Raw genomic sequence first — 26,802 nt, forward strand, 5'->3', positions numbered from 1 at the left:
GCAGGGCTTGCCCTTCGCGACGCCGCGGAAGCGGCTTAGCGAGAAGCCGCTCCCTTCAAGGAGCGGAGGAGTCACGTGACCGTCCTGTTACCGGTCGAGTGTCCAGGATGATCCCGGCGGGGCCGTCGAGTAACCTGGCAGCGGCTGCGTCGATCACCGGCCGCGGGCCGCAGGTCATCCGACAAGTGCACGATGTCCCCTGCGTCAAGTGATATGGCGCACTCAGCCGCCTTGGGTGGCATGGTCGGGGGAACATAGGGCAAATGCCTATCCGGGTGGTGACATGATCGAAATTTGGCCCGGCGATCCGTATCCGCTCGGGGCTACATACGACGGCGCGGGAACCAACTTCGCGCTCTACACAGAGGTGGGCGAGCGAGTCGAGCTCTGCCTCTTCGACGACGATGACAGGGAGGAACGGGTAACCCTCACCGAGTGCGAGGGGTTCGTGTGGCACGGCTACCTGCCCGGCATCGGCCCGGGGCAGCGTTACGGCTACCGCGTCCACGGCCCGTACGACCCGGCGCAGGGGCAACGCTGCAATCCGAACAAGCTCCTGCTCGACCCGTACGCCAAGGCGATCGAGGGCGCGGTCGACTGGGACCAGGCCGTGTACGGCTACCGCTTCGGCGAGCCCGACAGCCGCGACGACACCGACTCGGCCGCCTTCGTGCCGAAGTCCGTCGTGGTCAACCCGTTCTTCGGCTGGGGGCACGACCGGCCGCCCGCGACCCCGTACCACGACACCGTGATCTACGAGGCCCACGTCCGCGGTCTGACCATCGATCATCCGCGGATCCCCGAGCGCATCAGAGGCACCTACGCCGCGCTCGGGCATCCCGAGATCATCGACCATCTCACCGGGCTCGGCGTGACCGCGATCGAGCTGATGCCGGTGCACCAGTTCGTCACCGACGACACGCTGCAGCAGCGCGGCCTCACCAACTACTGGGGCTACAACACCATCGGCTTCTTCGCCCCGCACAACGCCTACTCCAGCTCCGGTCAGCGGGGCGGGCAGGTGCTGGAGTTCAAGGCGATGGTGAAGGCCCTGCACGAGGCGAGCATCGAGGTCATCCTCGACGTCGTCTACAACCACACCGCCGAGGGCAACCACCTCGGGCCGACGCTCAGCATGCGCGGCATCGACAACGAGGCGTACTACCGGCTCGTGGACGACGACCAGCGCTATTACATGGACACCACGGGCACCGGCAACAGCCTGCTGATGCGCTCGCCGCACACCCTGCAGATGATCATGGACTCGCTGCGCTACTGGGTCATCGAGATGCACGTGGACGGCTTCCGGTTCGACCTCGCCTCGACGCTCGCCCGCGAGCTGCACGAGGTGGACCGGCTGTCGGCGTTCTTCGACCTCGTGCAGCAGGACCCGGTGCTCAGCCAGGTCAAGCTGATCGCCGAGCCGTGGGACGTCGGGCCGGGCGGTTACCAGGTGGGCAACTTCCCGCCCCGCTGGACCGAGTGGAACGGCCGCTACCGCGACACGATCCGCGACATGTGGCGCGGCGAGCCGGCGGCGCTGCCGGAGTTCGCCTCGCGGCTCACCGGCTCCAGCGACCTCTACCAGGACGACAGCCGGCGCCCGGCGGCGTCCATCAACTTCGTCACCTGCCACGACGGGTTCACCCTGCAGGACCTGGTGTCCTACAACACCAAGCACAACGAGGCCAACGGCGAGGGCAACCGGGACGGCACGGACGACAACCGGTCGTGGAACTGCGGCGAGGAGGGGCCGGCGAGCGTCGAGGTGGAGGCGCTACGCGAGCAGCAGAAGCGCAACTTCCTCACCACGCTGTTCCTGTCGCAGGGCGTGCCGATGCTCTCGCACGGCGACGAGCTCGGCCGCACGCAGCAGGGCAACAACAACGCCTACTGCCAGGACAACGAGATCAGCTGGGTCGACTGGTCCGACATCAAGGAGAACTGGCTGCTGCTGGAGTTCACCCAGCGGCTGGCCCGGCTGCGGCGCGACCACCCGGTGTTCCGGCGCAGGAGGTTCTTCTTCGGCCGCGCCGTGCGCGGGTCGGGCGACGATCTCACCGACATCGCGTGGCTCACCCCGGCCGGCGTCGAGATGGCCGACGCCGACTGGCACAACGGCTACGCCCGCTCGCTGTGCGTCTTCCTCAACGGTGAGGCGATCACCGAGCCGGACCGCCGCGGCCGCCGGGTGGTGGACGACTCCTTCCTGCTGATGTTCAACGCCCACCACGAGACCATCCGGTTCACCATCCCCAAGGAGCTGGGCGACGCCTGGATCCCCGAGATCGACACCGCCGAGCCGATCGCCGTGGACACCAAGCTCTACCGGGCGGCGGAGGAGGTCCCGGTGGCGGGCCGGTCGGTCCGCGTGCTGCGCCGGGCCTGAACGGCGCCCTCCCTGCCAGGCGACCAGAAGGAACCAGAAGGAACCAGAAGGAAACGACGTGACCGAGCCCGCGAAGCCCACGGCGACCTACCGGCTGCAGCTCACCCCGGACTTCGGCTTCCAGGAGGCCGCCGACCTGGTCGGCTACCTCACCGAGCTGGGGGTGAGCCACCTGTACCTCTCGCCGATCCTGCAGGCGGTGCCCACGTCCCAGCACGGGTACGACGTGACCGACCACACCCGGGTCCGCGCGGAGTTCGGCGGACCGGACGGGTTGCGCGCGCTCGCGGCCGCGGGCCTGCCGCTGGTCGTCGACATCGTGCCGAACCACATGACCGTGCCGGTCCCCGAGTCGGGCAACGCCCGGCTGTGGGACGTGCTCGCGGGCGGCCCGCGGGCCGAGTCGGCGCGGTGGTTCGACATCGACTGGGCGGGCGGCGACGGCAAGGTCGCGCTGCCGGTGCTCGGCGATGACGCCGACCTTGCGACCGATGTGGTCGCCGACGGCGACGTGCTGCGCTACCACGACCACGCCTTCCCGGTGCGGCCCGGCAGCGGGGGGCGGCTCGCCGACCAGCACTACCGGCTGGTGGGGTGGCGTGAGCCTCCCGGCTACCGGCGGTTCTTCGACGTCACCTCGCTCATCGGGCTGCGCGTGGAGGACCCCGAGGTCTTCGCGGCGACGCACGAGGTGATCCTCGGCCTGGTCGCCGAAGGGGTGATCAGCGGGTTGCGGGTGGACCACCCCGACGGCCTGGCCGACCCCCGCGGCTACCTGGCCCGGCTGCGCGAGGCGGCGCCGGTGTGGACGGTCGCCGAGAAGATCCTGATCGACGACGAGCGGCTGCCAGGCGACTGGGCGTGCGCGGGGACCACCGGGTACGACGCGCTGAACATGGTGACCCGGCTGTTCGTCGACCCCGCGGGCGCCGAGCCGCTCGTGGACCTGTTCGTCCGGCACACCGCCTTCCCCCGCGACTACGACACCGTCCGCCACGAGGCGAAGAAGCAGGTGCTCGCGCAGTTCTTCACCGGGGAGGTCGAACGGCTGACCCGCGACGTCCCGCAGCTGCGCCAGGCCGTGACCGAGCTGCTCGCCGCCATGCCGGTGTACCGCGCCTACACCGTCCCCGGCGAGGAGCCGCCCGCCGAGACCGTGCGGGTGCTGCGCGAGGCCGCCGAGCGTGCCGCCCGGCACGCCGATCCGGCCGACGTGGAGCGGGCCGTCGAGCTGGTGCTGCACGGCCCGGCCGAGACGGTCGTCCGGTTCCAGCAGACCTGCGGCCCGGTCATGGCCAAGGGCGTGGAGGACACCGCCCTCTACCGGTGGTATCCGCTGGCCTGCCTGAACGAGGTCGGCGGCGAGCCCGACCGCTTCGGTGTCTCGGCCGGGGAGTTCCACGCCTACTGCGCCGCGATGGCGCCGGGCACGATGACGACCCTGTCCACGCACGACACCAAGCGCTCGGAGGACGTGCGGGCCCGGCTCGCCGTGCTGTCGGAGCTGCCCGATGAGTGGGCCGAGGCGGTCGCCGGATGGTCCGAGCAGGTGTCCTTCGACCCCAAGCTCGACTATTTCGCCTGGCAGAACCTCATGGCGGCCTGGCCGATCAGCGTGGAGCGTTTCAGCGACTACCTGTACAAGGCGGCCAGGGAGGCCAAGACCTCCATCTCCTGGATCGCGCCCGACGCGGCGTACGAGAAGGGCGTGCGCGACTTCGCGGCGCGGGCGATCGACGTGTGCGGGCCCTCGGTGGCGGCGTTCACCGAGCGCGTCGACCGGTACGCCAGGGTGAACTCCCTGGGCCAGAAGCTCGTACAGCTCATGATGCCCGGCGTCCCCGACGTGTACCAGGGCAGCGAGACCACCGACTTCTCGCTGGTGGACCCGGACAACCGCCGCCCGGTGGACTTCGCCTACCGGCGCACGCTGCTCGCCGCGCCCGGCGCGGGAAGCTGGGACGCCGGCAAGCTCCTGGTCACCTCGCAGGCGCTGCGGCTGCGCGCCAGGCTCGGGCCCGACGCCTCGTACGCGCCGCTGTCCACCGGGGAGTCGGGCGCCGGCCGCGACCACGCGATCGCCTTCACCCGCGGCGAGCAGGCGGTGGCGGTGGCCACCCGGCTGCCGGCCGGGCTCGCGCGGCGCGGCGGCTGGGGCGCGGCGACGATCACCCTGCCTCCGGGACGCTGGCATGACCTGCTGTCCGGGGCCCGGCACACCGGGCGTGTCCCGTTCGCGCACCTTCTGGCGCGTCATCCCGTGGCACTGCTGGAAAAGGAATAGCAGGCGAGCCCCGGCAGGGCCGGGGCCGTCGTCCGCCGACATCACGGGGAGGAACATGTTCCAGGTCTGGGCGCCGGCCGCCGGCCGCGTCGAGGTGGAGATCGACAGGGCGCAGCGGCACGAGATGGTCCGCGGAGAGGGCGGCTGGTGGTCGGCCGAGGTGCCCGGCGCCACGCACGGCACCGACTACGCCTTCCGGGTGGACGGCGGCGAGGCGTTCCCCGACCCCCGCACCCGGCGCCAGCCGTACGGCGTCTTCGGGCCGAGCCGGGTGCATGAGCACGATCGATACGTCTGGGGCGACCAGGCGTGGCGCGGCCGGGCCCTGCCCGGCTCGGTGATCTACGAGCTGCACGTCGGCACGTTCACCGCCGAGGGCACCTTCGACGCCGCCATCGGCAAGATCGACCACCTGGTCCGGCTGGGCGTCGACTTCGTCGAGCTGCTGCCGGTGCCGCCGGTTCCCGGGCGGCGCAACTGGGGGTACGACGGCGTCGACCTGTACGCCGTGTACGAGGAGTACGGCGGGCCGGACGGGCTGAAGCGGTTCGTGGACGCCTGCCACCAGGCGGGCCTCGGCGTGCTGCTCGACGTCGTGTACAACCACCTCGGCCCGTCGGGCAACTTCCTCGCCCAGTTCGGGCCCTACTTCCACGAGAGCGCCTCCTCCTTCTGGGGACAGGCGGTCAATCTGGACGGCAAGCACTCCGACGAGGTGCGCCGCTACTTCATCGGCAACGCCGTCCAGTGGCTGCGCGACTACCACATCGACGGCCTGCGGCTGGACGCCGTGCACGCCTTCCACGACAGCCGTGCCGTGCATTTCCTGGAGGAGCTCGCCGTCGAGGTGGACGCGCTGTCGGCCGCGCTCGGCCGGCCGCTGACCCTGATCGCCGAGTCCGACCTGAACGACCCCCGGCTGGTCACCCCGCGCGAGGCCGGCGGGTACGGGCTGGCCGCGGTCTGGGACGACGACGTGCACCACGCCCTGCACTCCGCGCTGACCGGGGAGCGGCACGGGTACTACTGTGACTTCGGGCCGATGGACGTGCTCGCCAAGGTCCTGACCTCGGCCTACCTGCACGACGGCACCTACTCCACCTTCCGCGGGCGCACCCACGGCCGTCCGGTGGACCGCCTGCGCGTCTCCGGCCACCGGTTCGTGTGCTGCCTGCAGAACCACGACCAGATCGGCAACCGGGCGGCGGGCGACCGGTTGCCGCCCGAGGTGCTCAGAGTGGGCGCCGGCCTGCTGCTCACCTCGCCGTTCACCCCGATGCTGTTCATGGGGGAGGAGTGGGGGGCGAGCACGCCGTTCCTGTTCTTCACCGACCACGAGGAGCCGCACCTCGCGCAGGGCGAGGGCGAGCGCAGGGAGCGGGAGTTCGTCGGCTTCGGCTACGACGACTGGGGGGCCACCGCCCCCGAGCCGCAGCACGAGGAGACCTTCCTGCGCTCGAAGCTGGACTGGAGCGAGCCGTCGGCTCCGGTGCACGCCGAGCTGCTCGACTGGTACCGCGAGCTGATCGCCCTGCGCCGGTCCTGCCCTGACCTGTCCGACCCGCGGCTCTCCCTGGTCTCGGTCGACACCGACGAGCAGGGCCGCTGGATCATCGTGCACCGCGGCGCGCACCGCGTGGCCGCCAACCTGGGCGACGCCCCGGTCACTCTGCCCCTCGGCCCCGGCACCGTCGTCCTGGCCTCCGATCCCAAGATCGCCCTGACCGCCGACGGTCTGTCCCTGCCACCACGTACGCTCGCCATCGTCCGCACCGGCTGATCGAGGCCGGTGGCACGAAGGGCTCAGGCCGCGCGCGGGGCGAGGATCGCCGACAGGCGGTGCAGGCCGCGCGCGGTGCGGGCCTTCACGGTGCCGAGCGGCAGGTCGAGCCGCTCGGCGATCTCGCGCTGGGTGAGCTCGCAGAAGTAGGCCAGTTCGATCGCCTCACGCTGGGGCGCGGGCAGCACCGCGAGGGCCCGGCGCACCTGGTCACGCCTGCCCAGCACCTCGGCGGTGTCCCGTCCGTCCCCGCCGGCGGGTTCGCCCACGCTCTCCAGCGGGACGGTCGCGACGCCGCGTGCGCGCAGATGGTCGATCGCCCGGTTGCGGGCGATGCCGAGCAGCCACGCCTCCAGGCTGCGGCGCGGGTCGTAGCGGTGGCGTGAGCGCCAGGCCTCGGAGAAGACCACCTGCCGCACGTCCTCGATGTCCTGCGCGGGGACGAACCTGCGCAGGTAGCCGGCGACCAGGGCCGCGTGGGTTCGATAGCACTCCGCCAGCGCGGCCTCCTCGCCGCGCGCCAGACGGATACCGAGCGTTCCGGCCATGGTCTCACCACCCTCGACATAGAACTTATTCAAAACCTATTCATAGTCGGCGATGGTCGCCCGCACAACCAACCCCGCGTCAACCTCGTCCCTCGTCGCGGCCAACTCCCGCCCTCGCGTGGCCACGCGGCCGCCCCGGCGAAGGCTCCAGCGCCGGGCGCTCACATGCCGCGATCGGTGTTCGCGTCCAGGCCGGGCGCCGCGACCATGGCGGCTCCGTCGCGGGTCAGTGGCCGAGGGCGGCGCGGATCAGGGCGACGGCGGCCGGGAGCGAGGACGCGTGGGCGACGCCCGGCGGCAGCGCGTCGTGCCACCACCCGGGGCCGCCCGCGACGATCCGGCTGGCCGGCCGCAGCACGGGGAGCGCCCGCAGCGCCGCCGGGTCGCCGGTCGCCGCCCGCTGGGACCAGACGAACACCGCCGACGGCCCCATGCGGCGCATGGCGTCCGCGAGCGCCGAGGGCGGAGTCCGGGGGCCGAGCACCCGGGTCTCCAGCCCGTCCGCCGAGGTCAGCGCGGCGGCCAGCGCGTACACCGCCAGGCAGTGCTGCTCCTCCTGCGCGCACGCCAGCAGCACCGGCCGGGGGTGGGCGGGCCGCTCCGGCCGCGCGGCCCGCCCCACCAGCGCGCTCAGCAGGCGTTCGCTGAACAGGTGCTCGATCTCGATGCCGCGTCCGGACAGTTCCTGGCGCCGGGTGATGGCCGCGTAGACCGGCAGCACGAGCCGTTCCCAGGTCCAGGCCACACCGTGCCGGTCCAGCGCGGCGTCCAGGCCCGCGACCACGGCCCGGTCGTCCAGGTTCAGCGCCGCCCTGACCAGCCCGGTGACCTGCGGCACCGCCTCGCCCGCTGAGTCGGGCGAGGGCGGGTGCTCCTGATCCGCCGTTCCCCCGGAGACCGCGGTCCGGCCGCGTTCCCCCTTGTCGGCGCCGGAGTCCAGGCCGGTCACCGGCGGGGCGACCTGGACTGGGAACGCGGCCCGGGTGAACTCCTGGAGGGGGCGCAACGCGGCCCGCGCCGCCTCGGCCGGCGGCACGCCCGCCTTGACCAGGCGGTCCATCTCCTCCAGCCGCCGCAGGTCCACGGCGTCGTAGCGGCGGTGCCCGCCGGCGCTGCGCCGGCTCGGGCCGATGCCGTACCGCAGATTCCAGGTGCGCAGAGTGGACGCGGGCACGCCGAGCCGCCGGGCGACGGCGCCGATCCCGTACTCCACCTCGGTGCCCGCCCTGGCGACGGCCTCGCCGGCGCGTGTCGCGGTGCTCTCGTCCATCGGCCCGCTCCGATTCCGTCCTGCGGCTTCACCTCGTGAATACTTCGGAGCCGGACCCCTCCGCGGACGCAACCGGCCTCGGCCGGCCGCGCGAAGACATGGATGTGGACACCGTCATCGTGCTGCTGACCAGGGACCTTCGGGTGCACGACCATCCGGCGCTGGCCGAGGCATGCGCGCGGGCCCGCTGGGTCGTGCCGCTGTTCGTGCTGGACCCGGGCATCGACCCCCGGCATCGCCGGGGCTTCCTGGCCGAGACGCTGCGCGACCTGCGGTCGTCGCTGCGTGACCGCGGCGGCGACCTGATCGTACGGGCCGGCGACCCGGTGACCGAGACCGTGCGACTGGCCGGGCGGATCCACGCCACCGCGGTGTTCACCTCCGCCGACGTCAGCGCGTACGCCCGCCGGCGCGAGCGCCGCCTGGCCGAGGCGTGCGCCGCCCACCGCCTGCTGCTGCGGCTGTTCCCCGGGGTCACCGTCGTGCCGCCGGACGCGCTGCGGCCGGTGGGCGGCGACCACTACCGGGTGTTCACCCCGTACTGGCGGGCCTGGTCGGCCATGCCGCGCCGCCCCCTGCTGCCGCCGCCGGACCTGGTGCGGCTGCCGCCGTCCATCGAACCCGGTGAGCCGCCGGAGGCGCCGACCCTGCCCTACGGCGCCCTGCCCGGTGGTGAGACCGCCGCGCGCTGGCGGCTGGAGCACTGGCTGGCGCTCGGCCTGGCCGGTTACGCCGAGCACCACGACGACCTCTCGTGCGCGCGGACCTCCATGCTCAGCCCCTACCTGCGCTTCGGCTGCCTGTCGCCGGCCGAGGTGGTCGCGCGGGCGGCCGACCGGCCCGGGGGCGAGGCGTTCACCCGCCAGTTGTGCTGGCGCGACTTCTACCACCAGGTCACGCTGGCCTTCCCCGACCTGCCCCGGCGCGACTACCGGAGCCGGGACGTCGACTGGACCGGCGACGGGGAGGCGGCGCAGGCGTGGCGCGCGGGGATGACCGGAGTCCCCATCGTGGACGCCGGCATGCGCCAGCTCGCGGCCGAGGGATGGATGCACAACCGTGCCCGGCTCATCACCGGCTCCTACCTGACCAAGCGGTTGAAGGTCCACTGGCGGATCGGGGGCGAACACTTCGCCGACCTGCTGCTGGACGCCGACATCGCCGACAACTGGGGCAACTGGCAGTGGGTGGCGGGCACCGGGAACGACACCCGGCCGAACCGCATGCTGAACCCGATCAGGCAGGCCAAGAAGTTCGACCCGACCGGTGACTATGTGCGGCGGTACGTCCCGGAGCTGGCCGACGTGCCGGCCGAGGCGATCCACGAGCCCTGGCGGCTGCCCACGGCGGTACCCGGCTACCCCGCTCCCATCGGCGGCCTCGACAATGGGTGAATGATCGTAGCTTTCTCGGTGACCCCCCTCGGGGTGGGCGAAGGCGTCTCGGAGCCGGTGGCCAGGGCGGTGCGCGTCGTGCGCGAGAGCGGCCTGCCCAACAGCACCGACGCCATGTTCACCACCGTCGAGGGCGAGTGGGATGAGGTGATGGACGTGGTCCGCCGCGCCGTCGAGGCGGTCGCGGAGGTCGCGCCCCGGGTGAGCCTGGTGCTCAAGGCCGACGTCCGCCAGGGCGTGTCCGGCGCCATGACCGCCAAGATCGAGTCCCTGGAACGCCACCTGACCACCCCCGACGAGTGAACCTCCGCTCGGCGGCCTTCGCCCCGGCCGAGGGCCTCACCTTCCCGCTGCTCTCCGACATGGACGCCCGCCTCGCCGCCGCACTGCGGTTGCCGACCTTCCGGGCGGGACAGGCGCTCAGGCTCAAGCGCGTGATCCTCGTGGTGGACGCGACCCGGCTGGTGCGCCATGTGATCTACCCCGTGCTGGACATCTCGGCCGCCCTGCGGGAGGCCGTCGCGGCCGCCGAGGAACGGGCCATGGCCGGGCATGGGGGAGTGGATGAGGTTTGAGTACGATCGGCCGGGGACGCCCGCGCTGAGGCACGTATGCCGTATGAGGCGGATCTCTCCGGGGTAGTGCCCACCTGATCGGTAGCGGAGACGAGGAGATCGCATGGTGCACGAGCGCGCCGGGCAGCCGGCCCAGGCGTCCGATCTGGTAGACGTGCCGCGTCTCGTGACGGCGTACTACAGCCTGCATCCCGACCCGGGGCGCGCCGAGCAGCGGGTGGCCTTCGGCACCTCCGGCCACCGCGGCTCGTCGCTGAACGCGGCCTTCAACGAGGAGCACATCCTCGCGACCAGCCAGGCCATCTGCGAGTACCGCGCGTGGCAGGGCACCGACGGGCCGCTGTTCCTCGGCGTCGACACGCACGCGCTCTCCGAGCCGGCGCGGGTCACCGCCCTTGAGGTGTTCGCCGCGAACGGCGTCACCGTCCTGATCGACGAGCGCGGCGGCTACACCCCGACCCCCGCGGTGTCGCACGCGACCCTCACCCACAACCGCGGCCGTTCCACCGGCCTGGCCGACGGAGTCGTGGTCACTCCCTCGCACAACCCGCCCAGCGACGGCGGCTACAAGTACAACCCGCCGAACGGCGGCCCGGCCGACACCGACGCCACCTCCTGGATCCAGGACCGCGCCAACGCCCTGATCGCCGGCGGGCTCAAGGAGGTCAAGCGCGTCCCCTACGAGCGCGCCGTGGCGGCCGCGACCACCGGGCGGTACGACTTCCTCGGCGCCTACGTGGACGACCTGCCGTCGGTGATCGACGTGGAGGCGATCCGCGGCGCCGCGGTCCGCATCGGCGCCGACCCGCTGGGCGGCGCGAGCGTCGCGTACTGGGGGGAGATCGCCGAACGGCACGGGCTCGACCTGACCGTGGTGAACCCCGAGGTGGACCCGACCTGGCGGTTCATGACGCTCGACTGGGACGGCAAGGTCCGCATGGACTGCTCCTCGCCGTACGCGATGGCCTCGCTGATCGCCGCCCGGTCGGCGTTCCAGGTGTCCACCGGCAACGACGCCGACGCCGACCGGCACGGCATCGTCACCCCCGACGGCGGCCTGATGAACCCCAACCACTACCTGGCCGCCGCGATCTCCTACCTGTGGTCGCACCGCCCGGGATGGCCGGCCGGGGCCCGCATCGGCAAGACGATGGTCAGCAGCAGCATGATCGACCGGGTGGCCGCCGACCTCGGCCGCGAGCTGTACGAGGTGCCGGTCGGCTTCAAGTGGTTCGTCGGCGGCCTGCTCGACGGCACTCTCGGCTTCGGCGGCGAGGAGAGCGCCGGGGCGTCCCTGCTCCGCCGCGACGGCTCGGTGTGGACCACCGACAAGGACGGCATCGTCCTCGCCCTGCTGGCCTCGGAGATCATCGCGGTGACCGGCCGTACGCCGAGCGAGCACTACGCGGACCTGACCGGCCGCTTCGGCGCCCCCGCCTACGCCCGGGTGGACGCGCCGGCCTCCCGCGAGCAGAAGGCCGTGCTCGCCCGGCTGTCGGCCGGCGACGTCCCTGCGGACACGCTCGCGGGGGCGCCGGTGACCGCGGTCCAGACCTCGGCCCCCGGTAACGGCGCCCCCCTCGGAGGGATCAAGGTCTCCACCGCCGAGGCCTGGTTCGCGGCCCGGCCCTCCGGTACGGAGGACGTGTACAAGATCTACGCCGAGTCCTTCCAGGGGCCGGAGCATCTCGCCCGCGTCCAGGACGAGGCCCGCACCCTCGTCAACGCAACCCTCACCCGCGCCTCCAGCTGACCCACCTCCCGCCCGGCTTGCCCGTCGCGGCGCAGGCCACCCGTCCGGTTGCCGTCCTGCCCCTGCTACCCGTCCCATCCAGTGCTGCCCGTGGGGCACCGCCCCTGCTCGCCGATTCGGTGCTGTCGCTTTCTCCCGCCCACGCGGTGGCTGTGACGGCGCCGGGTCGGCGGGGTGTGGTGCGGCGATGCCGGCGCCGAGGTACGGCGCCCGGCCGTCGGGCCCCGGTGGGGGACGGCCGGGCGCCGGGGTGGGTCAGGCCGGGCCGGGGGTGAGGGCCGCTCCGCCGCCGTAGGCCTGCACCCGGCACTTGTTCTGGATCTTCTCGATGTCCACGTCGTCACCGGGGAGGCTGTCGTAGATCCAGGAGATCGAGTTGGGGTCCGAGCCCTGCGCCGGGACCAGGTGCACCTTGAAGCCGTGCCCCTGCAGGCACTTCACCTCACGCCGGACGGCGTCGGCGTAGTGCGGGTTCTTCTTCGGGTCCATCTCCGGCGGCAGCAGCGGCACCTTGTCCGCGCACGCCCGGCGCGCGGCCTCGTACGCCCGCTCCTCCGCCGGGGTCATCTTCGTGCCGGGTGTGTCCGGGGAGCCGTGCTCCGTCAGGCAGTCGGCGTACGCCTTCCGGTAGCGGTGCACCTCCTCCTCGGTGCTGTCGAGCCGCAGTTGGGGACGCCCCTCGTACGCCGCCTTCGAGGTCGTGCCGGCGGGCGCGGCCTCGCTCTGCGTGCCGGTGCCCGAAGCCGCGGCCGCCTGGGAGGACGCGGCGACGGGGGCCGGGTCCTGCTGTCCGGAGTCCTGGGCCGCCGCGGTGCCGCAGGCGGCCAGCGCGAAGGAGCCGGCGACGAGTGCGGCGGCGAGCCCGGAGCCGCGGAGCAGGGACGTTCTGGTACGTGGGTCGTGTGCTGTGCGAAGAATCATGGGGATGACGATGCCGGGCGGATGTGAGGAACCTGTCAGGGAATCATCAGATGTCCTTGGTCCCGGCCATCGTCGCCCGCCGCGGTTCCGAGATCGTCCCGCCCCGCGAAATGTCAGGAACCCGTGAGGAAGCGGTTGCCGTCCCGTGATCCCCTCCCACCTGGGGAGGAAGCGGGCGAAGCCAGCCCGCGGTGCCGCCTAGGCTCGCCGTCATGTGCGCATATGTCGTGGTCGCCGAGGACGACGTCAAGCAGGCCGAGCTGGTCCGCCGCTACCTCGAGCACGAGGGGCACCAGGTCGTCGCGGTCCACGACGGACGGGCGGCCCTGGACACCGTCCGCCGCCGTTCGCCCGACCTGCTGGTGCTGGACGTCATGATGCCCAAGGTGGACGGGCTGGACGTGTGCCGCATCCTGCGGGCCGAGTCGGACGTGCCGGTGCTCATGCTGACCGCGCGCTCCACCGAGGACGACCTGCTGCTCGGCCTGGATCTCGGCGCCGACGACTACGTGACCAAGCCGTACAGCCCGCGCGAGCTGATGGCCCGCGTCCGCACCCTGCTGCGGCGGGCCCGGCCGGCCGCCGGGGGCGCCTCCGCGGCGGACGCCGTGCTGCGGGCGGGCGCGGTCACCGTGGACCCGGCCCGGCACGAGGTACGGGTGGACGGCCGGCCGGTGGAGTGCACGCCGGGGGAGTTCCAGGTGCTGGAGCTGCTGGCGTCCCAGCCCGAGCGGGTCTTCACCCGGGAGCAGATCCTCGGCCATCTGCACGGCTTCGACCGGTACATCACCTCGCGCACCGTGGACGTCCACGTGATGAACCTGCGCAGGAAGATCGAGCCCGACCCGCGCCGCCCGGCCCGGCTGGTCACCGTGTACGGCGTGGGGTACAAGCTGACCTGCCCCCCCTCGGGGAAGGACCGGCGGGACGTGGCGCGCGATGCGTGAGGTGCCGCTGCGGCACAGCCTGCTCGTGCGGCTGCTGGCGGTGTCGGTGCTGGTGTCGTTGTGCTCGATCGCGGCGACCGCCTGGCTGACCGTGCGCGGCACGAGCGTGGCGATCAGCCAGGAGCAGGGGCAGGCGCTCGCCGACGACGCCCGGGTCTACGACGCCCTCCTCGGCTACGCGGGCGGGCACACCTCGTGGGAGGGCGCGGCGGCGATGGTGACCCGCCTGGCCCGGCAGGTCGGCCACCGGATCACCCTCACCACCGAGGACCGCAGGCCGATCCTCGACTCCGACGCCGGGCCGGTGTCGCTGCCCACCCGGCCCACGGCCGTCATCGAGCCGCTCGCGGTGGACTCCGCGCTCGTCGCCGGCGCCCCGTCCGACCGCATCGACCCGCGCGCGGTGGGACCGTACCGGCTGCCCCGGCGCGAGCGCGAGCAACTGCGCGTCGCGGCCGAGCAGCGCGCCACCTGCCTGCGCGCGGTCTTCGGCACCCCGGCCGAGATCGTGTACGGCCCGAGCGGACGGCCGCGGGTGGAGATGCACGACCTCGGCCTCAGCCTCGGTTCGCGGTGTGAGAGCCTGGCGCTGGACCGGCCCACCCCCACCGAGGCCAAGGCGCTGGGCGCACTGACCAAGCTGGTGAACACCTGCCTCGGCCGGCAGGGAGCGCCCGAGGTGCGGCTCGGCCCCGACTTCACCTGGACCCCGCCGCCCGGGCCCGCCCCGGGGCAGGATCGGGCGGCGGCCGCTCGGGCGGCCGTGACGACGGGCAGGTACGTACAGGAGTGCATCGCCGCCGGCCGCCGCGAACAACTGGCCCCGTACGTCGCGCCGACCGCGCTGCTGTTCGTCGGCAACCGTGGCACGGACGCCTCGACGATCTTCGACTTCTCGCCGGCCAGCCAGGCGCGCATCGCCGGGGTCGCGGCGCTGGTGCTGCTCATCACCGTGACCGTGACCGTCCTGGTGGGCGTGCGGCTCGTCCGGCCGCTGCGCGCGCTGACCGGCGCGGCCCGGCGCATGGAGGAGGGCGATGTGACCGCGCGGGTGGGGGTGACCGGCAGGGACGAGATCGCCCGGCTGGCGGCGGCCTTCAACGCGATGTCCGCGCGGCGTGAGCGGCTGGAGGAGCTGCGCACGGCGATGGTCGGCGACGTCGCGCACGAGCTGCGCACGCCGCTGAGCAACATCCGCGGCTGGCTGGAGGCGAGCGAGGACGGCATCGTCGACCCCGACAGGGAGCTGGTGGCCTCGCTGCTGGAGGAGGCGCTGCTGCTGCAGCACGTCGTGGACGACCTGCAGGACCTGGCGCTCGCGGACGCGGGCGAACTGCGGCTGCGCACGGAGCGCATCGACCTGGCCGACCTGCTGGAGCAGGTCGCGACCGTGCACCGCGGCCGGGCGGAGGCGGCGGGCGTCACCCTGACCACGCGGGTGCCGGGCGAGGTGTGGCTGACCGCGGACCCGGTGCGGCTGCGCCAGGCCGTGGGCAACCTGGTGTCCAACGCGGTCCGGCACACTCCGCCCGGCGGGATCGTGGCCCTGCGCGCCCACGCCGACGGCCCGGACGTGGTGATCGAGGTCGCCGACACCGGCAGCGGCATCACCCCCGAGGACGTGCCGCTGGTCTTCGAACGGTTCTGGCGGGCCGACCGGTCCCGCAGCCGGCGTACCGGCGGCAGCGGCCTCGGCCTCGCCATCGTGCGCAAGCTCGCCGAGGCCCACGGCGGCACGGTCGCCGCCGCGAGCGTCCTCGGCGAGGGCTCGGTCTTCACCCTCACGCTGCCCGCCCACCGCTGACCGGGCCGCGGCCGGGTGGCCGGGCTCAGGTCAGGTGCGGCCGCCGGTCAGGGGAGCTTCCACTCCACCGGGGCGGCGCCCTGCTGCTCCAGCAGCTGGTTGGCACGGCTGAACGGCCGGCTGCCGAAGAAGCCGTTGCGGGCCGACAGCGGGCTCGGGTGCGCGGACTCCACGCACGGCACCGGGCCGAGCATCGGCTTGAGCGAGCGGGCGTCGCGGCCCCACAGGATGGCGACCAGCGGCGTGCCGCGGGCGACGAGCGCGTGGATGGCCTGCTCGGTGACCTCCTCCCAGCCCTTGCCGCGGTGGGAGGCCGGCTTGCCGGGGGCGACGGTGAGCACCCGGTTGAGCAGCAGCACGCCCTGCTCGGTCCACGGCGTGAGGTCGCCGTTGGACGGCGCCGGCAGGCCGAGGTCGGCGGTGTACTCCTTGAAGATGTTCAGCAGGCTGCCCGGCAGCGGCCGCACGTCCGGGGCGACGGAGAAGCTCAGGCCGACCGGGTGCCCCGGGGTCGGGTAGGGATCCTGCCCCACGATGAGCACGCGCACCTGGTCGAAGGGCTGCTGGAAGGCCCTGAGCACGTTCTGTCCGGCCGGGAGGTACGGCCGGCCTTCGGTGATCTCGTTGCGGAGGAAGTCTCCGAGCGCCGCGATGCGCGGGGCGACCGGTTCGAGCGCGGTGGCCCAGCCGGGTTCGACGACTTCGGTTAAGGGACGAGCGGTCATGCCGGGATCTTAGTGGTGCCGCCGCCCTCCCGGGTGCGAGTCGCGGCCAGGCGCACCGCGCCGTCCGGTGCGGATGGCGCCCGGCGTATTTGGTCGTCGCCCGGCTTGCCCTGCCATGGCCCCCTTCGCCGCCGGGCCCGGGCGCCCGCCTGCCCCCGTGAGACGGGCACCCGGGGCGGTGCGGTCACTTCACCGAGCCGGCGAGCAGGCCCTGGACGAAGTACCGCTGGAAGGCGAAGAACAGAACGAGCGGAATGATCAGCGACAGGAAGGCTCCGGGCGCCAGGATGTCGACGTTGGTCCCGAACTGCCGCATCTGTGACTGCAGGGCCTTGGTCATCGGCTGCGCCTCGGTGTCGGCGAACACCAGCGCGACGAGCAGGTCGTTCCACACCCACAGGAACTGGAAGATGCCGAGCGAGGCGACCGCGGGCTTGGCCAGCGGGAACACCACGGTCGCGAAGATCTTCCACTCCGCCGCCCCGTCCATGCGCGCGGCCTCCAGCAGCTCCTTGGGGATGCCGACGAAGAAGTTGCGCAGCAGGAAGATGGCGAAGGGCAGGCCGAAGGCCACGTGGAACAGCACCACTCCCGGGATGGAGCCGAAGATGCCGAGGAACCCGTACATCTTGGCGATCGGGATCAGCGCGATCTGGATGGGCACCACCAGCAGGGCGATGACCACCATGAACAGCGCGTCACGCCCCGGGAACTCGATCCAGGCGAACGCGTACGCCGCCATCGCGGCGAACCCGATGACCAGGAGCGTCGCGGGCACCGTGATGGCCACGGTGTTCCAGAACGAGGCGGTGAACCCGCTGGCCAGCAGGTTGCTGTAGTTGTCGAAGGTGAGCTGGGCCGGTTTGGTGAAGAACGTCCACCACCCGGTGGAGTTGTTGTCCTCGTCGGCGCGCAGCGACACCACCAGCAGGCCGAGCGTCGGGAGCAGCCAGAACAGCGCCAGCACGATGAGGACGAGCTGGACCAGCCCGCCACCGGCCTTGTCGATGATCCGCGACAGGACGCCGCGGCGCAGCGCGCCCGCGCTGTTCGACGTGCCGGCGGGGGACGCGGTGAGGGTCGTCATGACTGCTCCCTCCGGAACCGCCGGATATTGATGATCATGAATGGCAGGACCAGCACGAGCAGGAAGATCGCCAGTGCGCTGCCCAGCCCCTGGTTCCCGCCGCCGCCGAACGACACGCGCCACATCTCCAGTGCGATCACGTTGGCGTTGGGCTGCACCGACCCGGGGGCGATCACGAAGACCAGGTCGAAGACCTTCAGCGTGTTGATGATCATCGTGACCAGTACGACGACCAGCACCGGGGACAGCAGCGGGATGGTGATGCGGCGGAACACCTGCCACTCCGTCGCGCCGTCGATGCGGGCCGCCTCCAGCGCGTCACGCGGGATGGCCGACAGGCCCGCCGCGATCAGCACCATGGCGAACCCGGCCCACACCCAGATGAACGCGCCGATGATCGCCGGCGTGATCAGCGCGGGGCCGAGCCAGGTGAGCCCGCCGAACGGCTGGGCGAAGTTCGACTGCGGCAGCCGCACCTGGTACGCGCCCGCCGGCAGCCCGGAGAAGCGGAAGGTGCCGTCCGGGGCGGTCGTGGCCGTGGCCTTGACCGCGCCGCCGGAGACCGCCTCCACGGTCACCTCGGGCAGGCCCTTCTCGGTGCCGTCGATCTGGTTCACCGTGCCGCCACCGGGGGTGAAGTCCAGCCAGACCGTGCCGGTGATCTCCCCGGGCGCGGCCGGGGCCTGCTTGGCCGGGGCGGCGTCCCCGGGCAGCGCGTCGGCCTTCATCCCGACCAGTGGGATGAGCACGGGCTGTCCCGCCTGCGCGGGCTGCCGGGTCAGGACGGCGCCCTTGTCCACCACGGCGGGCGCCTGGTCGTTCTCCCGAGGACGTGCGCCGGGATAGCCGCTGCTGCGGGCGAACACGTCGTGCACCGAGGTGATGATGGCGTTGGCCACGCCCTTGTCCGGGTCCTGCTCGTACACCAGGCGGAAGATGACACCGGAGGCCAGCAGCGACACCGCCATGGGCATGAACACGACCAGCTTGAACGCGGTCGCCCAGCGGACCCGCTCGGTCAGCACCGCGAAGATCAGGCCGAGGACGGTGACCAGGCTGGGCGCCACCACCACCCAGATCAGGTTGTTCCTGATCGTGGTGAGCGTGCCCGAGTCGCTGAAGATCGCGCCGTAGTTGTCCAGCCCGACGAAACCGCCGCCGTTGGCGTCGTACAGGCTGCGGATGATCGAGTACACGATCGGGTAGACCACCCAGGCGCCCAGCAGGACGAACGCCGGGAGCAGGAAGAACGTCGCCACCTTGGGAGAGGGGCCGAGGTTGCCCGAGCGTCCGAAGCCGCCCGCGGCCGGGGCCGCGCCGCCGGCCGCGAGCTCCGGCCTGGCACCGCCCGTCACGTCGTCGTCGCCGGAGGCCACGTCCCGCAGCGCCGGATGCGTCCCGCCCGGCTCGGCGGGCTGCGCCGGCGGGGCGGGCCGCTCCGCGGTCTCGGCGGTCTCACTCGTCTGTGCGCCGCTCTCGCCCGCGCGGGTCTCGTTCGTCTGTGCGCCGGTCTCGCTCGCCTGCGAGGCCGTGTCGGGTCCGGGGGAGGCCCCGCGGGCGACGTCGTCGTCGCCGCGCGGGGTCTGCGGGCCGTCCAACCGTTCGGTCACGGCCGCCGTCCCTACTTCTTCCAGGCCTTGGCGGCGTCGGACTCGAGCTGCTCCTGCGCGCCCTTGATGTCCTTGGGGTCGCGCAGGAAGTCCTGCAGGGCCTTCCACTCGCCCTTGCCGTCGGTGCCGCCGAAGGCGCTGGGCGCCAGGTCGGACATGTCGTACCGCACCGACTCACCGGCCGAGATGATCGTCTGGGCGAGTTGCTTGGTCAGCTCGTCGGGGTAGTTGTCCGGGGAGACGTTGCGGTTCGGCGACAGGTAACCCGGCGTCTTCGCCCACACCGAGCCGCCCTCGGCCGACGCGAGGTACTCCAGCAGCGCCATGGCGCCCTTGGAGTCCTTCAGGGCCACCGCGACGTCGCCGCCCAGCACGACCGGCGCGGTGTCCCCGGCCTTCGGGAACGGCATGATCTTGGCGTCCTCGCCGACCTTGGCGCCGGACTGCACGGCCGAGGAGGCGACGAAGTCGGCCTCGATGACCATGGCGGCCTTCTTCTGGCCGAAGACCTGCGTGGCGCAGGTCGGGAAGTCGGTCTGCAGGGCGCCGGAGGAGCCGCCGAGCATGAACTCCTTCTTGCCGAAGATCTGCGCCATCTTCTCCAGCGCCGTGGCCACCGAGGGGTCGGTCCACGGGATCTCGTGCTTGGAGAGCTTGTCGTAGTTCTCCGGGCCGGCGCTGGACAGGTAGACGTTCTCGAACAGGTCGGTGAGCGTCCAGCCGGAGGCGGCGCACAGCGCGAACGGCGCGGTGCCGGAGTCCGACAGTGTCTGCGCGGTCTTGCCGATCAGCTCGTCCCAGGTGGTCGCGGGCTGGGCGCCGGCGTCCTCGAACGCGGGGGCGCGGTACCAGATCAGCGACTTGTGCGCGGCCTTGACCAGCACGCCGTACACCTGGCCCTTGGCGGAGCCGAGTTCCTTCCAGTACGGGGTGTAGTTCTGGTCGATCTGGGTCTGCACCTCGGTGGACAGCGGCTTGAGCGAGTTCTGCTCGGCGTACTGCTGCACCAGGCCCGGCTGCGGCAGGACGGCGACGTCCGGCGGGTTGCCGCCCTGGATGCGCGGGCCGAGGTAGGCGCCGGTGTCCTCACCGGTCGAGGCGTAGGTGACCTTGGCGCCGGTCTTGGCCTCGAAGGCGCGCAGCACCTTCTCGAAGTTGGCCTGCTCCTCGCCGGTCCACTTGGCGGCGATCTCGATGGTCGTCCCGGCCAGGGGCTGGGCCGCCGGGGCGCTGCCGGTGTCGCCTCCGGCCGACGGCGTGGTCTCGCCGGACTGGCCGCCGCCGCACGCGGCGACGGCGAGCATGAGCCCGGCGACCACCGCTGTGGTCTTTGCGCGCATAGTGGTGCTACCTCCTCGTTGAGGGTTGAACGCGAATTTCGATGGGGCGGGATGAAGGATGGGCGGGGGGATCGCCCCTGCCTATGGGGTGCGAATGATCTCGCTGAGCTGCTGCTTCAGGGTGGCGACGGTCTCGTCGCCGGGTCTTCTGAAAGTGAGCGCGTCCGAGACGGCGCTCGCGATCACCAGGCTGACCTGGTCGTATTTGGCACTGACCGGCCGGGGCCTGGCGGACATGATGCTCTGCTTGAGCACCGGGAGATACGGATAACGCTTGATGAGGGCCGGGTCGTCGTACAGCTCGGCCCACACCGGGGGGAAGGACCCCTCGGTGAGCACGCTCCGCTCGTTGGCCAGGCCGGTGAAGTAGCGGATGAACTCAAGGGCCGACTTCTGGTGCTTGGAGTAGGCGCTGATGGCGAGGTTGAGCCCGCCCAGCGTGCTCGACCCGGGCCCGTCGGGGCCGGGCAGCCGGGTCACCCCGAACTTCCCGCCGATGCCCGAGCGGGTGGCCGGGCCGTACGCGTGCGGCCAGTTGCGGGCGAACAGCAGCCTGCCCTGCTGGAAGGCCAGGCGGGACTCCTCCTCCTTGTAGGAGAGGGACTCCTGCGGGATCCAGCCCTCGCGCAGCCCGGTGACCAGGAAGTCGAGGCCGGTGGTGGCACTGCGCAGGTCCAGGGTGACCTTGGTGCCGTCCGGGCTGAGGATCTCGCCGCCCGCCGAGTGGACGGCCTCGGCGAAGTTGACGGTGAGGCCCTCGTAGGGCAGGAACTGCCCGGCGTAGCCGTCCAGCTTGTACTTCCCGCCGAGGCGGCTCGCCTGCTCGCGCAGCTCGGCCCACGTCCTCGGCGGCTTGAGGTGCTCGCGGTCGAGGATGTCCTTGCGGTAGTAGAGCAGGCCGGCGTTGCTGGTGTAGGGCACCGCGTAGAGCTTGCCCTGGTACAGCGCCGTGTCCGCGACGGGCGGCAGCAGCTTGTCCAGGGGGAACATGCTGCGGTCCAGGGGGACGATCCAGCCCGCGTCCGCGAACTCCGCCGTCCACACCACGTCGAGGCCGAGCACGTCGTACCGCTCGCTCCTGGCCTGCAGGTTGGCCACCATCTGGGCCCGCTGCTCGTCCGCCGCCTCGGGGAGCTCAAGGAGGGTGACCGGCTCCCCGGGGTGGGCGCGGTTCCACTTGTCGATCAGCGGCTGGATGTAGCCGGTCGTGTCGCGGCCGGTCGCGAAGGTCATCGGACCCGTGCCGTCCGCGCCTGCCGTGCGCACGGTGTCGCGCTCCCCGGTGAACCCGGCGCAGCCGCTGACCAGCAGCGCTGCGACGAGAACGGGGGCGAGACGGCGCACGTGTCCTCCGGGTGTGCATTGGGTTACATGCGTGTTATGTAGATGCATGCATGTTATGCATAGCGATAATGTGAACGTCAACGGATGAGCGCGTAACACCTAGGTAACGCAGAGGCCTGAGGGAGGTGGGGCGTGCGGCTCCAGTTGCTGGCGCTCCTGGCGAAGGAACCTGCCCACGGGTACGAGCTGAAACAGGCGCTCGAACAGATCTTCGGCAGTGCCTATCCCTCTCCCAACATCGGGCAGATCTACGTCACCCTCGGCCGGCTGGAGAAGGACGGCCTGGTCCGCGGCGTCGACGTCGAGCAGTCCAACCGCCCGAACAAGAAGGTCTACTACTGCACCGCCGCCGGCCGGGAGGCGCTGGACGAGTGGGTCGACGCGCCCAGCGAAGGGCCGCGGGTCCGCGACGAGTTCTTCATGAAGCTCGTGCTCGCGCCGATGACCGGCATCGCCGACCGCATGGCGCTCATCAACAGGCAGCGCCGGCACTACCTCGGGATCATGCGAGATCTGGTAGAACTCGCCGAGCAGACCGATCGGGACAACCGCCCCGCCCAGCTGCTGATCGAGGGAGCCATGCTCCACCTCCAGGCGGACCTCGACTGGCTGGAGCGTTGCCAGGAGGATCTGCTCTGAGGCGAGCGAACCAGACAGAAATGTGGTGAACGGCCCGTGACCACCGCGCCCTCCGGCCCTCCGGCCCTGCAGACGGTCAACCTGGTGAAGATCTACCAGACCGGTGGCCTGCCGGTGCCGGCGGTGCGCGGGGTCGACCTGCGGGTCGAGCGCGGTGAGTTCGTCGCGATCATGGGCCCGTCCGGTTCGGGCAAGTCCACCCTGGTCCACATGCTCGGCGGGCTGGACACCCGCACCAGCGGCGAGATCTGGATCGACGGCCGGCGCGCCGACACCCTCAGCGAGAGCGCCTGGGCGATCCTGCGCCGGCAGAAGATCGGCTTCGTCTTCCAGTTCTTCAACCTGGTCGGCAACATGACCGTCGCCGACAACGTCGAGCTGCCCGCGCTGCTGTCCGGCGCCTCGCCGAAGCACGCCCGTGAGCGCCGGGAATACCTCCTGGGCGAGCTGAACCTCACCGACAAGGCCGACGAGGCGCCCGGCAGGCTGTCCGGCGGCGAGCAGCAGCGCGTCGCCCTGGCCCGGGCGCTCGCCAACCAGCCGCAGGTCCTGCTCGCCGACGAGCCCACCGGCAACCTCGACAGCCGCAACACCCGTGACGTGCTCCGCCTGCTCGGCCAGGTCCACCGGCAGGGCCAGACGATCGTCATGGTCACCCACGAGGCCCGGGTCGCCGGCCTCGCCGACCGGGTCGTCACCCTCCTCGACGGTCAGATCGTGGACGACGGCGCCGTCGCCCCCGCCCGCCGCCGCAAACAAGGCCCCGGCGACGTCGTGGAGTTGCACGGATGACCGCCACGCGGGAGCGGAGCGAGCGCCGATGAACGGGCGAGGTCGCGCCGGTGTTCTGAGGGAGGAGGCCGGGAGTGCGAGGGACGAGTGCTTCCGGGGGACGACCGAAGGGCGCCGGCTCAAGGGCGGCGTCGCCACGCGGGAGCGGAGCGAGCGCCAATGAACACGGCGGAGCGCAGGTGGATCTTCGCTGACCTGCGGGCACGGCGGGCGCAGGCGGCGTTGACGGTGCTGGCGGTCGCCGGCATCGTGACGGCGCTGATCACCGCGGCCACCCTGCTGGAGGACGGCACCAACCCGTGGCGCGGCCTGTTCACCCGGGGCAACGGCGCGCACATCTGGCTGCACACCAGGGACGCCCCCGACCCCGCGGCGCTCCGGGCGCTGGACGGCGTCACCGACGTCGCCGGGCCGTACCGCGGTGCTCCGGCGACCCTGGTGCAGGGCGGCAAGAAGACTCCGGTGGCGTTGCAGGAGATGGCGCCGGTGCTGCCGGCCGTCGGCCGTCCCATCGTTCGCGAGGGACGCTGGCTGGACGCCGGCGACGCGCGCGGGGTGGTGCTGGAGCGCTCGTTCGCCCGCGCCGTCGGCCTGGGCACGGGCGGCCGGTTCTCGGTGATCGGGCTGAACGGCGCCACCCACGACCTCACGGTGATCGGGCTGGCCGAGAGCGGTGACCAGGGCTTCTATCCCGAGTGGACGCCCGGCCTGGCCTGGACGCTGGAGAGCACGCTGGAGCAGGTGGAGCCGGCGCTCGGCCGCAGCGAGTCGGTGACCGGCCTGCGGCTGGCCGATCCGGACGACACCTCGCTGGTCGTCCAGCGGACGATCACCAAGCTGGCGGGTCAGGTGCAGCGGGTGTCCACCTGGCGTGAGGTGCGGGCCTCGATGGAGCTGGACAACCGGCTGCTGGGCGTGCTGCTGGCGCTGTTCGGCGTGGCCGGCCTGGTGGCGGCGGCGCTGGCCATCGCCAACGCGACCGGCGGCCGGGTGCTGACCCAGCGGCGCGACATCGCCACGCTGAAGTCCCTGGGGTTCACCCGCCGCCAGGTGGTGCGCATGCTGCTCGCCGAGCACGGCCTGCTGGGCTTGGCCGGCATCGCGGCCGGAGTGCTGTGCGGCCGGCTGATCACGGTGTACGCGCTGGCGGACACCGTCGTGGTGCCGCTGTCGTCGGCCCCGCTGCTGGCGATCGCGCTCGGCACGGCCCTGGTGGTGCTGGTCGCGGTCTGGCTGCCCGCCTGGCGCGGCGGCCGCACCCCGCCGATCCCGGCCGCCCCGGTGGCGCCGCCGCGGGGACACCTGTCCCACCTGGCTCGCCTCGCCCTGCTGGTGCGGCTGCCACCCGCCCTGGTGCTCGGAGCCAGGGACGCCTTCACTCGCAGGCTGCCGGCCCTGCTGACCACGTTCGGCCTGGCGATCCCGATGATGCTGATCACGATCGGCCTCGGCTGCTGGGCGACGCTGGACGCCTTCCGGGCCCATCCCGAGCAGGTCGGCCAGGCCGCCGCGCTCATCGTCCGCCCCGGAAGCGTGCCCGCCACCGCGGACGCCGGCCGGCCCGCCGAGCTCGCGCTCGCCGACCCGGACGTGGTGGCGGTCTTCCCCGGCACCGAGGTCGACGCGCTCGTTCCCGGCCAGACCCGCACCGTGCGCGCCCGCGCGGTCGGCACGGTCAGCGACCCCTACCCGTACTCCGTGGTCGAGGGGCGCATGTTCCGCGACCGCGGCGAGGCCGTGGCGGGGCAGGGGCTGCTCGACCTGCTGAACGTCCGCATCGGCGACCGCACCCGGCTGACCATCGGCGGCACTCCGCTGATCGTGCGCATCGTCGGCCGGGTGCTGGAGCCCGAGCAGGACGGTGAGGTGCTGTCGGTCCCGCTGGACACCCTGGCGCCCAAGGACGCGCTGCCGCCGCAGTTCTACAGCCTGGCGCTGCGGCAGGGCGCCGAGCCGGAGGCGGTGCGCGCCCGGTTGCAGGGGCAGGGGCTGGAGGTGTCCCAGGTGGTGAACCCGGCCGACCGGCTGTCGGTGATCCGGATCATCATCGTGGCGCTGGTGGCGGTGCTGGCCCTGCTGGGGCTGGCCAACCTGCTGACCGCGAGCGCGGTGGGCCTGCGCGACCACGCCGCCGACCTCGCCGTGCTGAAGGCCATGGGCCTGACCCCGCGCCAGGTGATGGCCACGCTGGTCACCGGGACCGGGCTGCTGGTGGTGATCGGCGTCGGCGCCGGCGCGGCGGCCGGATCCTTCGTGTCGGCCGGCCTGATCGACCTGCAGGGGGCGGCGAGCGGCGTCGGCGCCGGCATCGGCCGCGCGCCGACGCCGGCCATGCTGTTGCCGGCGGTGCTCACGGCCGTCGGGGCGGCGCTGCTCGTCGCGCTCATCCCCGCCCGCAGGGCCGCCCGGGCCCGGGTCCCGGTGACGCCGCGCTGACCCCGTCCGTGCGCGGCCGGGCGGAGACGTGCCCGCCCGGCCGAGTCGTCACTGCTGGTCGAGCGAGAACCAGTAGAAGCCGTGTCCGGGCAGGGTGAGCAGGTAGGGCAGCTCACCGATGACCGGGAACGGCACCCCGCCGCGGCACTCGACCGGCGTCATGCCCGCGAACCGCCGCAGGTCCAGCTCGACCGGCTGCGGGTGCTTGGACAGGTTGTTGACGCACAGCATGCGGTCGTCGCCCTCTTCGCGGACGAAGGCCAGCACGCTGTAGTTCGGCGACCACAGCTCGGTGTAGGCGCCGGTGCCGAACACCGGGTGCTGCCGCCGCACCTCCAGCATCTTCTTGGTGAAGTGCAGCAGCGACGAGGTGCTCTTCATCTGGGCCTCGACGTTGACGGCCTGGTAGCCGTAGATCGGGTCCATGATCGTCGGCAGGTACAGCCGTCCCGGGTCGCCGCTGGAGAAGCCGGCGTTGCGGTCCGGGCTCCACTGCATCGGCGTGCGGACCGAGTCGCGGTCCTCCAGCCAGATGTTGTCGCCCATGCCGATCTCGTCGCCGTAGTACATGACCGGCGAGCCGGGCATGGACAGCAGCAGCGCGGTGAACAGCTCGATCTGGTCGCGGTCGTTGTCCAGCAGTGGGGCCAGGCGGCGGCGGATGCCGAGGTAGGCGCGCATGCGCGGGTCCTTGGCGTACTCCGCGTGCATGTAGTCGCGTTCTTCCTCGGTGACCGTCTCCAGGGTCAGCTCGTCATGGTTGCGGAGGAAGATGCCCCACTGCGCGTTCTCCGGGAGCTTCGGGGTGCGGGACATGATCTCGGAGATCGGCTCGCGGGACTGCCGGCGCACGGCCATGAAGATCCGCGGCATGAGCGGGAAGTGGAAGGCCATGTGGCACTCGTCGCCGCCGGTCGTCGGGTCGCCGAAGTACTCCACGACGTCCTCCGGCCAGCCGTTGGCCTCGGCCAGCAGCACCCGGTCGGGGTACAGGCGGTCCACCTCGGCCCGGATGCGCTTGAGGTAGGCGTGGGTCTCGGGCAGGCCCGAGCACGAGGTGCCCTCGCGTTCGAACAGGTACGGGACCGCGTCCAGCCGGAAGCCGTCGATGCCGAGGTCCAGCCAGAAGTTCAGCACCTCGACCATGGCGTCCTGGACCGCGGG

Annotated in this window: 21 protein-coding genes; 12 read left to right on the forward strand and 9 right to left on the reverse strand. The window is 72.3% G+C overall.

Annotated features, from left to right (window positions below):
* The first annotated feature begins 283 nt into the window (after positions 1-283).
* Genes glgX through treZ form a run of 3 tightly spaced genes read left to right on the forward strand, consistent with a single transcriptional unit; the run spans position 284 to position 6,453 of the window.
* Positions 284-2,389: a glycogen debranching protein GlgX gene (gene glgX, locus IEY93_RS14700; protein WP_189163618.1), complete on the forward strand. Its 2,106-nt coding sequence runs from the start codon at positions 284-286 to the stop codon at positions 2,387-2,389.
* 58 nt (positions 2,390-2,447) lie between these two features.
* Positions 2,448-4,673, forward strand: coding sequence for a malto-oligosyltrehalose synthase (gene treY / locus IEY93_RS14705; protein WP_189163619.1), 2,226 nt, complete (start codon positions 2,448-2,450; stop codon positions 4,671-4,673).
* Positions 4,674-4,728: 55 nt separating this feature from the next.
* Entirely contained in the window at positions 4,729-6,453 is a 1,725-nt protein-coding gene (gene treZ, locus IEY93_RS14710) for a malto-oligosyltrehalose trehalohydrolase (RefSeq protein WP_189163620.1), read from the forward strand.
* A 23-nt stretch (positions 6,454-6,476) separates the two neighbouring features.
* Here treZ and IEY93_RS14715 read toward each other — a convergent pair whose 3' ends face one another.
* On the reverse strand, positions 6,477-7,034 hold the full coding sequence (locus tag IEY93_RS14715; RefSeq protein WP_229691135.1) for an RNA polymerase sigma factor: 558 nt from the start codon (positions 7,032-7,034) through the stop codon (positions 6,477-6,479).
* 193 nt (positions 7,035-7,227) lie between these two features.
* Complete coding sequence (locus tag IEY93_RS14720; protein WP_189163621.1) at positions 7,228-8,271, reverse strand: MerR family transcriptional regulator; 1,044 nt, start codon at positions 8,269-8,271, stop codon at positions 7,228-7,230.
* Positions 8,272-8,369: 98 nt separating this feature from the next.
* On the opposite strand from IEY93_RS14720, the gene IEY93_RS14725 reads away from it, so the two are divergent.
* The 4 genes from IEY93_RS14725 (at position 8,370) to pgm (ending at position 11,993) form a co-directional block, all read left to right on the forward strand.
* On the forward strand, positions 8,370-9,665 hold the full coding sequence (locus IEY93_RS14725) for a cryptochrome/photolyase family protein (protein ID WP_189163622.1): 1,296 nt from the start codon (positions 8,370-8,372) through the stop codon (positions 9,663-9,665).
* Positions 9,666-9,968: an MTH1187 family thiamine-binding protein gene (locus tag IEY93_RS14730; protein ID WP_189163623.1), complete on the forward strand. Its 303-nt coding sequence runs from the start codon at positions 9,666-9,668 to the stop codon at positions 9,966-9,968.
* Positions 9,965-10,240: a thioredoxin domain-containing protein gene (locus IEY93_RS14735; protein WP_203968498.1), complete on the forward strand. Its 276-nt coding sequence runs from the start codon at positions 9,965-9,967 to the stop codon at positions 10,238-10,240. Before IEY93_RS14730 ends, IEY93_RS14735 begins: the two co-directional genes overlap by 4 nt.
* Positions 10,241-10,343: 103 nt before the next feature.
* Positions 10,344-11,993 (forward strand): phosphoglucomutase (alpha-D-glucose-1,6-bisphosphate-dependent), encoded by a 1,650-nt coding sequence (gene pgm, locus IEY93_RS14740; RefSeq protein ID WP_189163624.1) that lies wholly within the window; start codon positions 10,344-10,346, stop codon positions 11,991-11,993.
* A 255-nt stretch (positions 11,994-12,248) separates the two neighbouring features.
* Here pgm and IEY93_RS14745 read toward each other — a convergent pair whose 3' ends face one another.
* Complete coding sequence (locus IEY93_RS14745) at positions 12,249-12,914, reverse strand: hypothetical protein (protein ID WP_189163625.1); 666 nt, start codon at positions 12,912-12,914, stop codon at positions 12,249-12,251.
* A 212-nt stretch (positions 12,915-13,126) separates the two neighbouring features.
* Between IEY93_RS14745 and IEY93_RS14750 the strand changes: the two genes are divergently transcribed.
* Together IEY93_RS14750 and IEY93_RS14755 are read left to right on the forward strand one after the other, a co-directional pair.
* On the forward strand, positions 13,127-13,861 hold the full coding sequence (locus tag IEY93_RS14750) for a response regulator transcription factor (RefSeq protein ID WP_189163626.1): 735 nt from the start codon (positions 13,127-13,129) through the stop codon (positions 13,859-13,861).
* Positions 13,854-15,665, forward strand: a complete 1,812-nt coding sequence (locus tag IEY93_RS14755; RefSeq protein WP_189163627.1) for a sensor histidine kinase — start codon at positions 13,854-13,856, stop codon at positions 15,663-15,665. Before IEY93_RS14750 ends, IEY93_RS14755 begins: the two co-directional genes overlap by 8 nt.
* A 47-nt stretch (positions 15,666-15,712) precedes the next feature.
* Here the strand turns inward: IEY93_RS14755 and IEY93_RS14760 are convergent, their stop codons facing one another.
* The 5 genes from IEY93_RS14760 to IEY93_RS14780 form a co-directional block, all read right to left on the reverse strand.
* On the reverse strand, positions 15,713-16,390 hold the full coding sequence (locus IEY93_RS14760; RefSeq protein WP_189163628.1) for a uracil-DNA glycosylase: 678 nt from the start codon (positions 16,388-16,390) through the stop codon (positions 15,713-15,715).
* Between the two features lie 184 nt (positions 16,391-16,574).
* Positions 16,575-17,477: a carbohydrate ABC transporter permease gene (locus IEY93_RS14765; RefSeq protein ID WP_189163629.1), complete on the reverse strand. Its 903-nt coding sequence runs from the start codon at positions 17,475-17,477 to the stop codon at positions 16,575-16,577.
* Entirely contained in the window at positions 17,474-18,853 is a 1,380-nt protein-coding gene (locus tag IEY93_RS14770) for an ABC transporter permease (RefSeq protein WP_372444493.1), read from the reverse strand. The genes IEY93_RS14765 and IEY93_RS14770 overlap by 4 nt, the downstream gene beginning before the upstream one ends.
* A 245-nt stretch (positions 18,854-19,098) precedes the next feature.
* Complete coding sequence (locus tag IEY93_RS14775) at positions 19,099-20,427, reverse strand: ABC transporter substrate-binding protein (protein WP_189163631.1); 1,329 nt, start codon at positions 20,425-20,427, stop codon at positions 19,099-19,101.
* A gap of 81 nt (positions 20,428-20,508) precedes the next feature.
* Positions 20,509-21,771, reverse strand: a complete 1,263-nt coding sequence (locus tag IEY93_RS14780; protein ID WP_229691136.1) for an ABC transporter substrate-binding protein — start codon at positions 21,769-21,771, stop codon at positions 20,509-20,511.
* 132 nt (positions 21,772-21,903) lie between these two features.
* Between IEY93_RS14780 and IEY93_RS14785 the strand changes: the two genes are divergently transcribed.
* From IEY93_RS14785 to IEY93_RS14795, 3 genes are all read left to right on the forward strand, one after another.
* Positions 21,904-22,410 carry a PadR family transcriptional regulator gene (locus IEY93_RS14785; RefSeq protein WP_189163633.1) on the forward strand — a complete coding sequence of 169 codons (507 nt, stop codon included), beginning with the start codon at positions 21,904-21,906 and terminating at the stop codon, positions 22,408-22,410.
* Positions 22,411-22,446: 36 nt separating this feature from the next.
* Positions 22,447-23,202, forward strand: coding sequence for an ABC transporter ATP-binding protein (locus tag IEY93_RS14790; protein ID WP_189163634.1), 756 nt, complete (start codon positions 22,447-22,449; stop codon positions 23,200-23,202).
* 159 nt (positions 23,203-23,361) lie between these two features.
* Positions 23,362-25,638, forward strand: coding sequence for an FtsX-like permease family protein (locus IEY93_RS14795; RefSeq protein ID WP_189163635.1), 2,277 nt, complete (start codon positions 23,362-23,364; stop codon positions 25,636-25,638).
* Positions 25,639-25,686: 48 nt separating this feature from the next.
* Here IEY93_RS14795 and IEY93_RS38135 read toward each other — a convergent pair.
* A partial coding sequence (locus IEY93_RS38135; RefSeq protein ID WP_229691137.1) for an alpha-amylase family glycosyl hydrolase occupies positions 25,687-26,802 on the reverse strand: 1,116 nt, incomplete at its 5' end.

This window comes from Sphaerisporangium melleum (genome assembly GCF_014646695.1).
Classification (GTDB): Bacteria; Actinomycetota; Actinomycetes; order Streptosporangiales; family Streptosporangiaceae; genus Sphaerisporangium; species Sphaerisporangium melleum.

What these genes read in the sequence shown, in the direction of transcription:
- glgX (WP_189163618.1), top strand. Translation starts at nt 284, where the DNA reads ATGATCGAAATTTGGCCCGGCGATCCGTATCCGCTCGGGGCTACATAC.
- treZ (WP_189163620.1), top strand. Translation starts at nt 4,729, where the DNA reads ATGTTCCAGGTCTGGGCGCCGGCCGCCGGCCGCGTCGAGGTGGAGATC.
- IEY93_RS14720 (WP_189163621.1), bottom strand. Translation starts at nt 8,271, where the DNA reads ATGGACGAGAGCACCGCGACACGCGCCGGCGAGGCCGTCGCCAGGGCG.
- IEY93_RS14725 (WP_189163622.1), top strand. Translation starts at nt 8,370, where the DNA reads ATGGATGTGGACACCGTCATCGTGCTGCTGACCAGGGACCTTCGGGTG.
- IEY93_RS14730 (WP_189163623.1), top strand. Translation starts at nt 9,666, where the DNA reads ATGATCGTAGCTTTCTCGGTGACCCCCCTCGGGGTGGGCGAAGGCGTC.
- pgm (WP_189163624.1), top strand. Translation starts at nt 10,344, where the DNA reads ATGGTGCACGAGCGCGCCGGGCAGCCGGCCCAGGCGTCCGATCTGGTA.
- IEY93_RS14745 (WP_189163625.1), bottom strand. Translation starts at nt 12,914, where the DNA reads ATGATTCTTCGCACAGCACACGACCCACGTACCAGAACGTCCCTGCTC.
- IEY93_RS14750 (WP_189163626.1), top strand. Translation starts at nt 13,127, where the DNA reads ATGTGCGCATATGTCGTGGTCGCCGAGGACGACGTCAAGCAGGCCGAG.
- IEY93_RS14755 (WP_189163627.1), top strand. Translation starts at nt 13,854, where the DNA reads ATGCGTGAGGTGCCGCTGCGGCACAGCCTGCTCGTGCGGCTGCTGGCG.
- IEY93_RS14760 (WP_189163628.1), bottom strand. Translation starts at nt 16,390, where the DNA reads ATGACCGCTCGTCCCTTAACCGAAGTCGTCGAACCCGGCTGGGCCACC.
- IEY93_RS14765 (WP_189163629.1), bottom strand. Translation starts at nt 17,477, where the DNA reads ATGACGACCCTCACCGCGTCCCCCGCCGGCACGTCGAACAGCGCGGGC.
- IEY93_RS14775 (WP_189163631.1), bottom strand. Translation starts at nt 20,427, where the DNA reads ATGCGCGCAAAGACCACAGCGGTGGTCGCCGGGCTCATGCTCGCCGTC.
- IEY93_RS14795 (WP_189163635.1), top strand. Translation starts at nt 23,362, where the DNA reads ATGAACACGGCGGAGCGCAGGTGGATCTTCGCTGACCTGCGGGCACGG.